Raw genomic sequence first — 13092 nt, forward strand, 5'->3', positions numbered from 1 at the left:
TTCAGGAGACGGAGTGCCCTCGACCGACGCCGATATTCGCGACATTTATTCTTTATGTCCGACATGGAGGCCGTGGGGTGAACCCGCAGCGGTCACCTCACGGCCTCCGAAGACTCCCCCGTCAGGCGCCGACGTAGGCCGCCAGGTGCTCTCCGGTCAGTGTGGAGCGGGCCTCGACGAGGTCGGCCGGCGTGCCCTCGAAGACGATCCGGCCGCCGTCGTGACCCGCGCCGGGGCCGAGGTCGATGATCCAGTCGGCGTGTGCCATGACCGCCTGGTGGTGCTCGATCACGATGACCGACTTGCCGGAGTCGACGAGCCGGTCGAGCAGGCCGAGCAGCTGCTCCACGTCCGCGAGGTGGAGCCCGGTGGTCGGCTCGTCGAGGACGTACACGCCGCCCTTCTCACCCATGTGCGTGGCCAGCTTGAGACGCTGCCGCTCGCCGCCCGACAGCGTGGTGAGCGGCTGCCCGAGGGTGAGATAGCCGAGTCCGACGTCCGCGAGCCGCGAGAGGATCTTGTGAGCGGCCGGGGTGCGGGCCTCGCCGCTGCCGAAGAACTCCTCGGCCTCGGCCACCGGCATCGCCAGCACCTCGCTGATGTCGCGTCCGCCGAGGCGGTACTCCAGCACCGACGCCTCGAACCGCCTGCCCTCGCACTCCTCGCACGGCGTGGCCACGCTCTGCATGATCGCCAGGTCGGTGTAGATGACACCGGCGCCGTTGCAGGTGGGGCAGGCGCCCTCGGAGTTGGCGCTGAACAGGGCCGGCTTGACCCCGTTGGCCTTGGCGAAGGCCTTGCGGATCGGGTCGGCCAGCCCGGTGTAGGTCGCCGGGTTGCTGCGCCGGGAGCCGCGGATCGGGGTCTGGTCGATCGCGACCACGCCCTCCTCGACGGGGATCGAGCCGTGCACCAGCGAGCTCTTGCCCGAGCCCGCGACACCGGTGACGACGGTGAGGACGCCGAGCGGGATGTCGACGTCGACGCCCTGGAGGTTGTTCGCCGAGGCGCCCCGGATCTCCAGCGCGCCGGTGGGCTTGCGGACCGTCGCCTTGATCTTGGCGCGGTCGTCGAGGTGACGTCCGGTGACGGTGCCGCTGCCCCGCAGCCCCTCCAGGGTGCCCTCGAAGCACACGGTGCCGCCCGCCGTGCCCGCGCCGGGGCCGAGGTCCACGACGTGGTCCGCGATGGCGATCGTCTCGGGCTTGTGCTCCACGACCAGCACGGTGTTGCCCTTGTCGCGCAGGCGCAGCAGCAGGTTGTTCATCCGCTCGATGTCATGGGGATGCAGACCGATGGACGGCTCGTCGAAGACGTAGGTGACGTCCGTGAGCGAGGAGCCGAGGTGGCGGATCATCTTGGTGCGCTGCGCCTCGCCGCCGGAGAGCGTGCCCGACGACCGGTCGAGGGAGAGGTAGCCGAGGCCGATCTCCACGAACGAGTCGAGGGTGTGCCGGAGCTTGGCGAGCAGCGGCGCCACCGACGGCTCGTCGAGCCCTCGGACCCATTCCGCCAGGTCACGGATCTCCATCGCGCAGGCGTCGGCGATGTTCACCTTGCCGATCCTCGAGGAGCGGGCGAGCTCGCTGAGCCGGGTGCCGTCGCAGTCGGGGCACCGGGTGAAGGTGACCGCCCGGTCCACGAAGGCCCGGATGTGCGGCTGCATCGACTCGCGGTCCTTGGACAGGAAGCTCTTCTGGAGCTTCGGGATCAACCCCTCGTAGGTGAGGTTGACCCCGTTGATCTTCACCTTGACCGGCTCGCGGTACAGGAAGTCGTGCCGCTCCTTCTTGGTGTACTCGCGGATGGGCTTCTCCTTGTCGAAGAAGCCCGACTCGGCGATGACCCGTACCACCCAGCCGTCACCGGTGTAGGTGGGGATGGTGAACGGGTCCTCGGACAGCGACTTGGAGTCGTCGTAGAGCTGGGTGAGGTCGATGTCGGAGACCGTGCCCCGTCCCTCGCAGTGCGTGCACATGCCGCCGGTGCGGCTGAACGACACCTTCTCGGTCCTGGTCTTGTCGGCCCCCCGGTCCACCGTGAAGCCGCCGCTCGCCGAGACCGAGGCGGTGTTGAAGGAGAAGGCGCCGGGCGGGCCGACGTGCGGGGTGCCGAGCCGGCTGAAGAGGATCCGCAGCATCGCGTTGGCGTCGGTGGCGGTGCCGACGGTGGAGCGGGGGTCGGAACCCATGCGCTGCTGGTCGACGGCGATCGCGGTCGTCAGCCCGTCCAGGACGTCGACCTCGGGCCGGGCCAGGTTCGGCATGAACCCCTGCAGGAAGGCGCTGTAGGTCTCGTTGATCAGCCGCTGCGACTCCGCGGCGATCGTGTCGAACACCAGGGAGCTCTTGCCCGAGCCGGAGACGCCGGTGAACACCGTGAGCCGGCGCTTGGGGATCTCGATGCTGACGTCCCTGAGGTTGTTCTCGCGCGCGCCGTGCACGCGGATCACGTCATGGCTGTCGGCAACGTGCGGCCCGGGCGACTGTCTGTCCGTCGTCGTGGCCTTGCTCATGGTGTCTCCATCTGTCGGGCGGCGCTGCCGCGCTCGGGCGATCTCGTTCCCCCGCGCCGCTCTCTGAGCGGTGCGGGGAGTGCGGTGCGGGGAGTGCGGTGCGGGGACTGCTACGGCGCCTTCAGCTGCTGGATGCGGACCATGTTGCCCGCGGGGTCGCGGAAGGCGCAGTCGCGCACGCCGTAGGGCTGGTCCACCGGCTCCTGGACCACCTCGGCGTCGCCCGCCTGCACCCGCTCGAAGGTGGCGTCGACGTCGGTGGTGGCCAGGACGATGCTGGCGTAGGTGCCCTTGGCCATCATCTCGGCGATGGTACGGCGCTCGTCCTCGGTGACGCCGGGGTCGGCGGCCGGCGGGTGCAGCACGATGTTCGTGCCGGGCTGGCCCACGGGGCCGACCGTGATCCAGCGCATGCCCTGGTACCCGACGTCGTTTCTGACTTCGAAGCCGAGGGTGTCGCGGTAGAACGCCAGGGCGGCGTCCGGGTCGTCGTGCGGAAGGAAACTGGCGTGAATGCGAAGGTCCATGGCCCTCACGCTAGTTTCGGCCCGGGGCGGGCGCTTCTCGATTCCTGATCGGTCTGGTCACCTGCTTCGCCACGCACGACGGAATCCCGGCCGTCGCGCGCGCCGCCTCGCGCCGGTAGGTACTGGGCGGCATGCCCACCAACTCGGTGAAACGGGTGCTGAAGGTGCCCAGCGATGCGCAGCCGACCTCGAAGCACACCTCGGTGACGCTGAGGTCACCCCGGCGCAGCAGCGCCATCGCGCGCTCGATGCGCCGCGTCATGAGGTAGCTGTACGGCGACTCGCCGTACGCCTGCCGGAACTCACGGCTGAGGTGCCCGGCCGACATGTGCACGCCCCGTGCGAGCGCCTCGACGTCCAGGGGTTTGGCGTACTCCCGGTCGATGCGGTCCTTGACGCGCCGCAACCGGGCCAGGTCACGCAGATGCTGCGCCGAGGCGGGTCTGCTGCTCACAAGCGCGATCGTGCCACATCGCACGCCCGTGCGGCCGATTTCCGGCGATACGGACCGGACCGGTCCGTATCGCCCGGAGCCGACCGTCACGTCGGCGCCCGCTCCACCTCGCGGCACGCCACCGTCGACCGAACGGGCCGGATCGGTCCGGATCGGTCCGGATCGGTCCCGACCGACCGCCGATCGGCCTCGGGCCCGCGCCCGGGGGCCCGTCGGGCGGCCGCTCCCGAACCAGGGGCGAACTCGGACCACAACCATGGCCCGGAGCCGGCCGTCATGTCGGCCCCGCGCCACCCCCGCGCAGACCACCGCCGGCTGAACGTTCCTGCTCGATCGGCCCGCCCGGTCTCACACCCCGGCCGTCGCCGCGTCCGTCCGCCGCGCCAGTGCCGCCGCCGCCGCGCCCACCAGCCCCGCGTCGGTTCCCATCTGCGCCGGCGCCACGGTCAGGTGCCGGACGAAGGACAGCGTCGCGTAGGAACTCAGGGCCTTGCGCAGGGGATCGAACAGGACGCCGCCCGCCTTGCCCACTCCCCCGCCGATCACGGCGATGTCGATCTCCACGAGCGTCGCGGTGGCGGCGATCCCGGCGGCCAGCGCCTGGGCGGCCCGCTCGAAGGAGGCGACGGCGACCGGATCGCCGGAGCGGGCGGCGGCGGCCACCGCGGCGGCGGAGGTGTCCCCGTCCGGGCCGGGCCGCCAGCCCTCCTCCAGGGCGCGGCGGGCGATGTTGGGGCCACTGGCGATGCGCTCCACGCAGCCGTGCGAGCCGCACGGGCACGGATCTCCGTCGAGGTCCACGCTGATGTGGCCGATGTGGCCGGCGTTGCCGGTGGGCCCGGGATGCAGCCGGCCGCCGAGCACCAGACCCCCGCCGACGCCCGTGGAGACGACCATGCACAGCGCGTTGCCGTGCCCGCGGGCGGCGCCCTGCCAGTGTTCCGCCGCGGTGATCGCCACACCGTCGCCGATCAGCTCGACGGGCAGCTCGCCTGCGGCGGCCCGGACCCGGGCGACGAGCGGGTAGTCGCGCCAGCCGGGCACGTTCACCGGGCTCACTGTGCCCGCCGAGGCGTCCACGGGACCGGCGCTGCCGATTCCCACGGCCGAGGCACGCTCCCACAGCGGCGACGCGGTGAGCTCGCCGAGCACCTCCGCCACGGCACCCATCACGGTGTCGCCGTCCTCCCGGGCCGGCGTCGGCCGCTGGGCACGGACCAGGATCCGGCCGCCGCCGTCCACCAGAGCGCCGGCGATCTTGGTACCGCCGATGTCGAGCGCGGCCACGAGGTCGGTGTGCATCAGAGTCGGATCTCCCCGTCGGGACATGAGAAAAACGCCGATAAAGGCCATCGAGCAGGCCAAGCAGCAGGCCCGTCCCACGGCGGTGCGCGGGCCGGAGAGTGCGGTGGACAGTCTCCCCCGAGCCTGACAACGTTGTCCAGGCTCTATGCTCGACGCCACATCCTCATACAAACCGAGAATCGACGCACCCCCGTGGACGACAGGACAGGACACCGCACCGTGCCCCAGACCCCCCTCCGCTCCGCAGCGCGCTACGGCACCCGGCCGACCATGAAGGACGTGGCCGCACGCGCCGGGGTCGGCCTCAAGACGGTCTCCCGTGTCGTGAACGGGGAGCCGGGGGTCACCGCGGAGACGGAGCAACGGGTCCAGGAGGCGATCGACGCGCTCGGTTTCCGCCGCAACGACAGCGCGCGAGTGCTGCGCAAGGGCCGCACGGCGAGCATCGGCCTGGTCCTGGAGGACCTCGCGGACCCGTTCTACGGGCCGCTGAGCCGGTCCGTCGAGGAGGTGGCCCGTGCGCACGGCGCCCTGCTGATCAACGGCTCCAGCGCCGAGGACCCCGAGCGGGAACAGGAGCTGGTGCTGGCCCTGTGCGCGCGGCGGGTGGACGGGCTGGTGGTGATTCCGGCCGGGGACGATCACCGGTATCTGGAGCCGGAGCTCAAGGCGGGGGTCGCCACGGTGTTCGTGGACCGCCCGGCCGGGCGCATCGACGCCGACGTGGTTCTGTCCGACAACTTCGGCGGCGCCCGCGGCGGCGTCGCCCACCTCATCGCACACGGCCACCGCCGGATCGGCTTCATCGGCGACATGCCCCGGATCCACACCGCCGCCGAGCGGTTGCGCGGCTACCGGGCCGCCATGGAGGACGCGGGCATACCGGTGGCGGACTCCTGGATGTCCCTCGGCGTCACCGGCCCCGAGCGGGTGCGCAGGGCGGCCGAGGACATGCTGACCGGCCCGGATCCGGTCACGGCGATCTTCGCGGGCAACAACCGCGTGACGGTCACCGTGATCCGGGTGCTCGCCGAGCAGGCCCGCCGTGTCGCCCTGGTCGGCTTCGACGACATCGAGCTCGCCGACCTGCTCCAGCCGGGCGTCACGGTCGTCGCCCAGGACGCCTCGGACATCGGCCGCACCGCGGCGGAACGTCTCTTCCGGCAGCTGGACGGCACCCCCGTCACCCCCGAGCGCATCGAGCTGCCGACCCGGCTGATCACCCGCGGCTCGGGCGAGATCCCTCCGGCGGACTGAGCGGCCGATGGACGACGCCACCGATCGCACGCTGCGAGCACTCGGCCTGGCCGAGGCGCCGCGCGAGCACCCCCTGCTCTACCCGGGGGCCTGGCCCGCCGGTTCCGGGCTGCTCGACGGGGACCGTTTCCTGCCGCTGGAGCAGCTGGTGCACGAGGACCGTACCCCGGTCATCGCCATCGGCTCGAACGGCTGCCCGGGGCAGTTGCGGCACAAGATGGTGGAGTTCGGGATCGGGGCGCCGCTGCCCATGGTGAAGGCGCGGGTGACGGGCATCGACGCCGGCGTCTCCGCGCACGTGAGCCGCATGGGATACGTGTCGGCGTCGCCGGTCGGCGCCCCGGGCACGGTGAGGGAGTTGTTCGTCCTGTGGCTGGACGCCGAGCAGCTCGCGGTGATCGACGCGAGCGAGGGCGCGCCGGTGCCGGGCGGCAACTTCGACCGGGCCTGGCTGCCGTCGCCCGACGTCCGGATCGACCTCGCGGACGGCACCCGGCTGCCCGGGGCGTACGCCTACGTCAACCGGCACGGTGTCCTCCACGACGGCACGGGCACGCCGCGCACCCACCCGGGTGAGCGGGAGCTGCTGACCGAGCTCCTGGTCGGACTGCCGCGCCTGCGGGAGCTGTTCGGTGTCGTGCCCGAGGAGTTCTGCGCGCGGGCGCGTGGCGACCGGCGGCTGTGCGAGCGGGGCACGCGGCTGTTCGTCGAGGAGAAGCTGGTGACGGCCTCCGGTCTCGAGCGGTACGTCGCCGCCTCGGCGCGGGGTCAGCAGACCGGGAGTCCGGGGACCGGCTCGTCGTTGTCGCCGCCCTTGATGTAGACGTCGCTGACCCAGACGTCCTTGTTGCCGCTGTCGTCGTCGGTCCTCGCCCACCAGACGTTGGTCCACTTCCCTGACGTCTCGCGGCGGCCCAGGTTCTGCTGGCAGTAGAAGTAGTTGGTCCCGGCGTTGAGGATGCCGGCCCTGGCGCCGGAGGCGGTGTAGGAGCCGGCGGTCTTCCAGACCTGGCAGTTGTACTTGCCGCCGCCGACGGGGTGGCAGACCGGAGCCGGGGTGGCCGAGCCGCCGCCGGTCGTGGCCCCGCCTCCCGGACCGCCGCCGGGGGTGGTGGTGCCGCCCGTGGTGGCGCCACCGGTCGATTTCCCGGGGGCCGGTGTGGTCTCCCCGCCGGTGGGGCCGGGGTCCTTCGGGGCAGCGGTCTTCCCGGAGGCTGCCCCGCCCTCGGCGTCGCCCTGTTCCGTGGCCCTCGGGGCATTCGTGCCGTCGTCGGGTCCGCTGGGCGCGGAGGACCGGCCGTCCGCGCCGGCGCCGCCGGTCCGCGTGCCGGTCTCCTTGCCGCCGGAGTCGTCGCTCAGCAGGGCGATCGTGGTACCGGCTGCGGCCAGAACGACCGTGACCGCCGCGGCGGCCAGCAGGGCGCGCGCCCTGCGGCGGGGCGCGGGGCCGCCCGGATCCATCGAGCCGGTGGGTGCGGTGCCGCCTGCTGCGAGGGGGCCGCCACCCCGGGGGCGGGTGCCGGGACCCGACAGCGAGAGGTGACCAGGGTCCGGGGCCTGCGTGTCGCTGCCTGCCTGAGCGGGGCGCCCGGGCACCGACGGCTCCCCGGTGGCGCCGCCCTCGCGCGGCCCGGTCGCGTCCTGCTGAGGGGGACCGAATCCCGGCGGCACCGACGGGACGCTGCGCTCCGTCTCCGCGCGCGGGGGCGCGACCGCGGGGCCCCGCAGGGTGGACGTGGGCGTGTCCGAGCCGCCGGTGTCCGCGACTGCCTCGAGCAGCGCGCGGGCCTCGTCGGCCTCCGGGCGGGACTCGGGGCGTTTGTCCAGCAGCCGTTGCAGGACGGGTGCGAGGGGGCCGGCGCGGCGAGGCTCCGGCAGCGGCTCGGAGACGATCGCGGTGAGCGTGGAGAACGTCGACGTGCGGCGGAAGGGCGAAGCACCCTCGACGGCCGCGTACAGCGTGGCCCCGAGGGCCCAGATGTCGGAGGCCGGGCCCGGGTCGGCGCCCTGGGCGCGCTCGGGGGCCAGGTAGTCGAGGGAGCCGACGAGTTCGCCGCTGCGGGTGAGGTGCGTGGCCGAACCGTCCCCGGGATCGTCCATCGTGGCGATGCCGAAGTCGGTGAGGACGACCCGGCCCGAGCGGTCGAGCAGGATGTTGCCCGGCTTGACGTCCCGGTGCAGGACGCCCGCGCGGTGGGCGGCGGCCAGGGCGTCCATGACCGCGGCGCCGATCCCGGCCGCCTCGCCCGGGTCCAGCGTGCCGCGTTCGCGCAGGACGTCGTCCAGGGACGGCCCGTCGACCAGTTCCATCACGATGATCGGGCGGCCGTCGACCTGGGCGATGTCGTGCACGGCGATGACACCGGGGTGACGCACCCGGGCCGCCGCGCGCGCCTCGCGCCGCATCCGCAGTTGCAGAGCGGCCAGTTCGGGACCGGCCGCGTCGGTGTAGGTGCGCAGTTCCTTGACCGCGACCTCACGGCCGAGGACCTCGTCGACGGCCTTCCAGACGACGCCCATGCCGCCGCGTCCCAGCGCCGCCGTGACGCGATAGCGGCCTGCCAGCAACCGCCCCGCCCCGTCCGTCCGCCCGTGCTCCCCCGTCGACACCGCTGCCCCGTTCCTGTGCCGGATGCGCCGACGACCCCGACACGGTCAGCGCGTGGCGTACAGACTACGGGGCGCCGGTGACGGCGACAGGCCTCGGTGACGGCTGTGACAGGGCCGGTACGTGCCGTCCGGTCCGCCGGACCGGCATGGTCACGCGGAGGCCGTCAGATCCCCGCGACGGGGCACCGCGAAGCTCTCCAGATCCGCCCGGGTCAGGCCGGCCAGGCGGGCGACCTCGCCGTTGTCCAGGGCGCCGCAGTCCAGGCCGCGCAGCAGGTAGCCACTGAGGGCCTTGGCGGTGGCGGGCTCGTCCATGACGTCGCCGCCGGTGCGGTTGGCGTAGCGGGACAGGCGGGCCGCGGCCTGCTCGAAGCCCTCGCGGTAGAAGGCGAACACGGCCGCGTAGCGGGTGGGGATGTGTCCGGGATGCATGTCCCAGCCCTGGTAGTAGGCGCGGGCCAGGGCGCGGCGGGTGAGGCCGTAGTGCAGCCGCCAGGCGTCGTGGACCTTGGCGGTCGGGCCGACCGGGAGGACGTTCGTCGAGCCGTCCGAGACGCGTACGCCCGTCCCGGCCGCCGCGACCTGCATGACGGCCTTGGCGTGGTCCGCGGCGGGGTGGTCACTCGCCTGGTGGGCGGCGGAGACGCCGAGGCAGGCGCTGTAGTCGAAGGTGCCGTAGTGCAGTCCGGTGGCGCGGCCCTCGGCGGCCTGGATCATGCGGGCGACGGTGGCGGTGCCGTCGGTGGCGAGGATGGACTGGCTGGTCTCGATCTGGATCTCGAAGCCGATCCGGCCGGGCTCGAGGCCGTGCGCCTTCTCGAAGGCGTCGAGCAGCCGGGCCATGGCGGTGACCTGCTCGGCGTAGGTCACCTTCGGCAGGGTGAGGACCAGACCGCCGGGCAGGCCGCCTGCCTCCATGAGGCCGGTGAGGAAGATGTCGAGGGTGCGGATACCACGGGCGCGTACGGGCGCTTCCATGCACTTCATGCGGATGCCCATGTAGGGGGCGGCGGTGCCGTCCTCGTAGGCCTCGGCGATCAGCCGGGCGGCGCGGGCGGCGGCCTCGTCCTCCTCGGCGTCGGGGCGGTTGCCGTAGCCGTCCTCGAAGTCGACGCGCAGGTCCTCGATCGGCTCGCGCTCCAGCTTGGCCCGCACGCGCGCGTGGACGGGTTCGGCGAGTTCCTCGGAGAGGCCGAGGACGGCGGCGAAGGACGCGGTGTCCGGGGCGTGTTCGTCGAGTGCGGCGAGGGCCCGGTCGCCCCAGGAGCGGACGGTGCCGGCGGCGAAGGCGTCGCCGGGTACGTAGACGGTGTGGACGGGCTGACGGGTACCGGGGTCTCCGGGATAGCGGCGCTCCAGCTCGGCGTCGACCGACGCGAGGGCGGCACTGATCTCCTCGCCGACGCCTCCCGCGAGGCTCGTCGCCACCTTCTCCTGCCGGCCCTGACCCATGACGACACCCTCCATTTTCCGCAGAGCGGAATCAATAATCCGTAGAACGAAGCTATCGGCCGACCTTCGGCCTGGTCAACACCATCCTGAAGGGGATTTCCCCCCGCTTCCCTCTTGATCACTGCTGATCGGCCCTCTTCCTCCGTACTCAGAAGGCAAGCTTCATCCTGACGTGCAAGGGGAGGGAGACCACGTGCCGAACGAGGCCGGCGTGACGCGCCGCCACGGACTCAAGGCGGCGGCGGCCGCCGCCGTCGCAGGACCGCTGCTCACCACCGCGGGCCCCACACACCACGCTTCCGCCGACGAGCACGCGGGCGCCCTGAACGTCATGACGTTCAACGTGCGCTTCGGGACCGTGGTCGACGAGACACCGCGCTGGGAGGTACGCCGACCGGTGATGCGAAAGCTGCTGCGCCGCGAGCGACCGCACGTCATCGGCACCCAGGAAGGGCTCTACCGGCAAGTGCGCGCGATCGAGAAGGACCTCGGCGAGCACTACGACTGGATCGGCACCGGACGCGGGGGCGGCAGCAAGGACGAGTTCATGGCGGTCTTCTACGACACGCGCAGACTCGAACCGATCGAGTTCGATCACTTCTGGCTGTCCGACACCCCGTACACGATCGCCTCGAACACCTGGGGCGCGGACTGGCTGCGCATGGTGACCTGGGTACGCTTCGCCGATCGTGCCGACGGAGGGCGGGAGTTCTACGTCCTCAACACCCACCTGGACAGCGTCAGCCAGTACGCCCGGGAACGCTCGGCGGGGCTCATCGGCGAGACGATCGCCAAGTGGGACCGGTCGTCACCGGTGGTCGTCACCGGCGACTTCAACGCGGCCGCCCACGACAACCGGGTGTACGACCTCATGCTGGACACCGGACTGGTGGACGCCTGGGACGCGGCGGCCTCACGGGGTCCGGCGTACGGGACGCACCACGGCTACCGGACGCCCAGGCCGGGCGGGCGGCGCATCGACTGGATCCTCACCACTCCCGGGGTGACCACGCACCGGGCCGGGATGAACACCCTCAGCGTGGACGGGACCTATCCGAGCGACCATCTGCCGGTGCAGGCCTCGATGACCCTGGGATGAGAAGAGCCCCCGCGACCGCTCGCGCGGTCACGGGGGCCTTCCACGGCCGGGGTCGATCAGCCCTTGCGGGTCTTGATCTCCTCGGTCAGGGCCGGGACGACGTCGAAGAGGTCGCCGACGACGCCGTAGTCGACGAGGTCGAAGATCGGGGCCTCGGCGTCCTTGTTGACCGCCACGATGGTCTTGGAGGTCTGCATACCGGCGCGGTGCTGGATCGCGCCGGAGATGCCGTTGGCGATGTACAGCTGCGGCGAGACGGACTTGCCGGTCTGGCCGACCTGGTTGGTGTGCGGGTACCAGCCGGCGTCGACGGCGGCACGCGAGGCGCCGACAGCGGCACCGAGGGAGTCGGCGAGCGCCTCGATGATCGCGAAGTTCTCCGCGCCGTTGACACCACGGCCGCCGGAGACCACGATCGCGGCCTCGGTCAGCTCCGGGCGGCCCGTCGACTCACGCGGCGTACGGCCGGTGACCTTGGTGCCGGTGGCCTGCGCGGAGAAGGAGACGCTCAGGGCCTCGACCGCACCGGCGGCCGGGGCGGCCTCGACGGCGGCGCTGTTGGGCTTGACCGTGATGACCGGGGTGCCCTTGGAGACACGGGACTTGGTGGTGAAGGACGCGGCGAACACGGACTGCGTGGCCACCGGGCCCTCGTCGCCGGCCTCGAGGTCGACGGCGTCGGTGATGATGCCGGAGCCCAGACGCAGCGCCAGACGCGCGGCGATCTCCTTGCCCTCGGCGGAGGAGGGCACCAGCACGGCGGCCGGGGACACGGCCTCGTGGGCGGCCTGGAGGGCGTCGACCTTCGGTACGACCAGGTAGTCGGCGTACTCGGCGGCCTCGTGGGTGAGGACCTTGACCGCGCCGTGCTCGGCGAGCTTGGCGGCGGTGTCACCGGCGCCGTTGCCCAGCGCGACGGCGACCGGCTCGCCGATGCGGCGGGCCAGGGTCAGCAGCTCGAGGGTGGGCTTGCGGACGGCGCCGTCCACGTGGTCGACGTAGACGAGAACTTCAGCCATGGGACTTCTTCTCTCCTGCTTGCGAAAGATGAGGGGCGGTCAGCGAAAGGGCTCAGATGAACTTCTGGCCCGCGAGGAACTCAGCGAGCTGCTTGCCGCCCTCGCCCTCGTCCTTGACGATCGTGCCCGCGGTGCGGGCGGGACGCTCGGCCGCGCCGTCGACCTTGGTCCAGGCGCCCTCCAGGCCGACCTCCTCGGCCTCGAGGTCCAGGTCGGACAGGTCCCAGGACTCCACCGGCTTCTTCTTGGCCGCCATGATGCCCTTGAAGGAGGGGTAGCGCGCCTCACCCGACTGGTCGGTCACCGACACGACCGCCGGGAGGGAGGCCTCCAGGTTCTCGGAGGCGGCGTCGCCGTCGCGGCGGCCCTTGACCGTGCCGTCCTCGACGGAGACCTCGGAGAGCAGCGTGACCTGCGGGACGCCCAGACGCTCGGCGAGCAGCGCGGGCACGACGCCCATGGTGCCGTCGGTGGAGGCCATGCCGGAGACGACCAGGTCGTAGCCGGCCTTCTCGATCGCCTTGGCCAGGATCAGGGAGGTGCCGATGGCGTCGGTGCCGTGGATGTCGTCGTCCTCGACGTGGATCGCCTTGTCCGCGCCCATGGAGAGCGCCTTGCGCAGGGCGTCCTTGGCGTCCTCGGGGCCCACCGTCAGGACGGTGATCTCCACGTCGTCGTCGGAGTTCTCGGAGATCTGCAGCGCCTGCTCGACCGCGTACTCGTCGAGCTCGGAGAGCAGACCGTCCACGTCGTCCCGGTCGACGGTCAGGTCATCGGCGAAGTGCCGGTCGCCAGTGGCGTCGGGCACGTACTTCACAGTGACAACGATCCTCAAGCTCACGCCGGCTCTCCTA

At 72.1% G+C, this 13092-nt stretch carries 11 protein-coding genes; 3 read left to right on the top strand and 8 right to left on the bottom strand.

The window, feature by feature from the left end:
- Positions 1 to 121: 121 nt before the first annotated feature.
- The 4 genes from ACFCXS_RS29290 to ACFCXS_RS29305 form a co-directional block, all read right to left on the bottom strand.
- A complete protein-coding gene (locus ACFCXS_RS29290; RefSeq protein WP_376646349.1) occupies positions 122 to 2515 on the bottom strand; it encodes an ATP-binding cassette domain-containing protein in 2394 nt (797 codons plus the stop codon).
- 110 nt (positions 2516 to 2625) lie between these two features.
- Entirely contained in the window at positions 2626 to 3042 is a 417-nt protein-coding gene (locus ACFCXS_RS29295; RefSeq protein WP_361870359.1) for a VOC family protein, read from the bottom strand.
- Between the two features lie 10 nt (positions 3043 to 3052).
- Positions 3053 to 3496 carry a helix-turn-helix transcriptional regulator gene (locus ACFCXS_RS29300; RefSeq protein ID WP_376646350.1) on the bottom strand — a complete coding sequence of 148 codons (444 nt, stop codon included), beginning with the start codon at positions 3494 to 3496 and terminating at the stop codon, positions 3053 to 3055.
- Between the two features lie 348 nt (positions 3497 to 3844).
- Positions 3845 to 4798: an ROK family protein gene (locus tag ACFCXS_RS29305; RefSeq protein WP_376646351.1), complete on the bottom strand. Its 954-nt coding sequence runs from the start codon at positions 4796 to 4798 to the stop codon at positions 3845 to 3847.
- A 273-nt stretch (positions 4799 to 5071) separates the two neighbouring features.
- Between ACFCXS_RS29305 and ACFCXS_RS29310 the strand changes: the two genes are divergently transcribed.
- Together ACFCXS_RS29310 and ACFCXS_RS29315 are read left to right on the top strand one after the other, a co-directional pair.
- A complete protein-coding gene (locus ACFCXS_RS29310) occupies positions 5072 to 6058 on the top strand; it encodes a LacI family DNA-binding transcriptional regulator (protein ID WP_376646490.1) in 987 nt (328 codons plus the stop codon).
- Between the two features lie 7 nt (positions 6059 to 6065).
- The gene (locus tag ACFCXS_RS29315; protein ID WP_376646352.1) at positions 6066 to 6881 is read left to right on the top strand and encodes a hypothetical protein; all 816 of its coding nucleotides are present in this window, start codon (positions 6066 to 6068) and stop codon (positions 6879 to 6881) included.
- Here the strand turns inward: ACFCXS_RS29315 and ACFCXS_RS29320 are convergent.
- On the bottom strand, positions 6827 to 8668 hold the full coding sequence (locus tag ACFCXS_RS29320; protein ID WP_376646353.1) for a protein kinase: 1842 nt from the start codon (positions 8666 to 8668) through the stop codon (positions 6827 to 6829). The two genes, ACFCXS_RS29315 and ACFCXS_RS29320, sit on opposite strands and share 55 nt — an antisense overlap.
- Positions 8669 to 8818: 150 nt before the next feature.
- Positions 8819 to 10120 (bottom strand): DUF6986 family protein, encoded by a 1302-nt coding sequence (locus tag ACFCXS_RS29325; RefSeq protein WP_376646354.1) that lies wholly within the window; start codon positions 10118 to 10120, stop codon positions 8819 to 8821.
- A gap of 193 nt (positions 10121 to 10313) precedes the next feature.
- Here ACFCXS_RS29325 and ACFCXS_RS29330 point away from each other — a divergent pair, with 193 nt between their 5' ends.
- Positions 10314 to 11219, top strand: coding sequence for an endonuclease/exonuclease/phosphatase family protein (locus ACFCXS_RS29330; protein ID WP_376646355.1), 906 nt, complete (start codon positions 10314 to 10316; stop codon positions 11217 to 11219).
- A 56-nt stretch (positions 11220 to 11275) separates the two neighbouring features.
- On the opposite strand, the gene ACFCXS_RS29335 is transcribed toward ACFCXS_RS29330, so the two are convergent.
- Complete coding sequence (locus ACFCXS_RS29335; RefSeq protein WP_376646356.1) at positions 11276 to 12238, bottom strand: electron transfer flavoprotein subunit alpha/FixB family protein; 963 nt, start codon at positions 12236 to 12238, stop codon at positions 11276 to 11278.
- 52 nt (positions 12239 to 12290) lie between these two features.
- Positions 12291 to 13079, bottom strand: coding sequence for an electron transfer flavoprotein subunit beta/FixA family protein (locus ACFCXS_RS29340; protein ID WP_366713936.1), 789 nt, complete (start codon positions 13077 to 13079; stop codon positions 12291 to 12293).
- Positions 13080 to 13092 lie beyond the last annotated feature (13 nt).

Source organism: Streptomyces sp. NPDC056373 (genome assembly GCF_042262425.1).
In the GTDB taxonomy this organism is placed as follows: domain Bacteria; phylum Actinomycetota; class Actinomycetes; order Streptomycetales; family Streptomycetaceae; genus Streptomyces.

Excerpts from the sequence above, each read along its gene's own strand:
- ACFCXS_RS29290 (WP_376646349.1), bottom strand. The coding sequence starts at position 2,515 with ATGAGCAAGGCCACGACGACGGACAGACAGTCGCCCGGGCCGCACGTT.
- ACFCXS_RS29295 (WP_361870359.1), bottom strand. The coding sequence starts at position 3,042 with ATGGACCTTCGCATTCACGCCAGTTTCCTTCCGCACGACGACCCGGAC.
- ACFCXS_RS29305 (WP_376646351.1), bottom strand. The coding sequence starts at position 4,798 with ATGCACACCGACCTCGTGGCCGCGCTCGACATCGGCGGTACCAAGATC.
- ACFCXS_RS29310 (WP_376646490.1), top strand. The coding sequence starts at position 5,072 with ATGAAGGACGTGGCCGCACGCGCCGGGGTCGGCCTCAAGACGGTCTCC.
- ACFCXS_RS29315 (WP_376646352.1), top strand. The coding sequence starts at position 6,066 with ATGGACGACGCCACCGATCGCACGCTGCGAGCACTCGGCCTGGCCGAG.
- ACFCXS_RS29325 (WP_376646354.1), bottom strand. The coding sequence starts at position 10,120 with ATGGGTCAGGGCCGGCAGGAGAAGGTGGCGACGAGCCTCGCGGGAGGC.
- ACFCXS_RS29335 (WP_376646356.1), bottom strand. The coding sequence starts at position 12,238 with ATGGCTGAAGTTCTCGTCTACGTCGACCACGTGGACGGCGCCGTCCGC.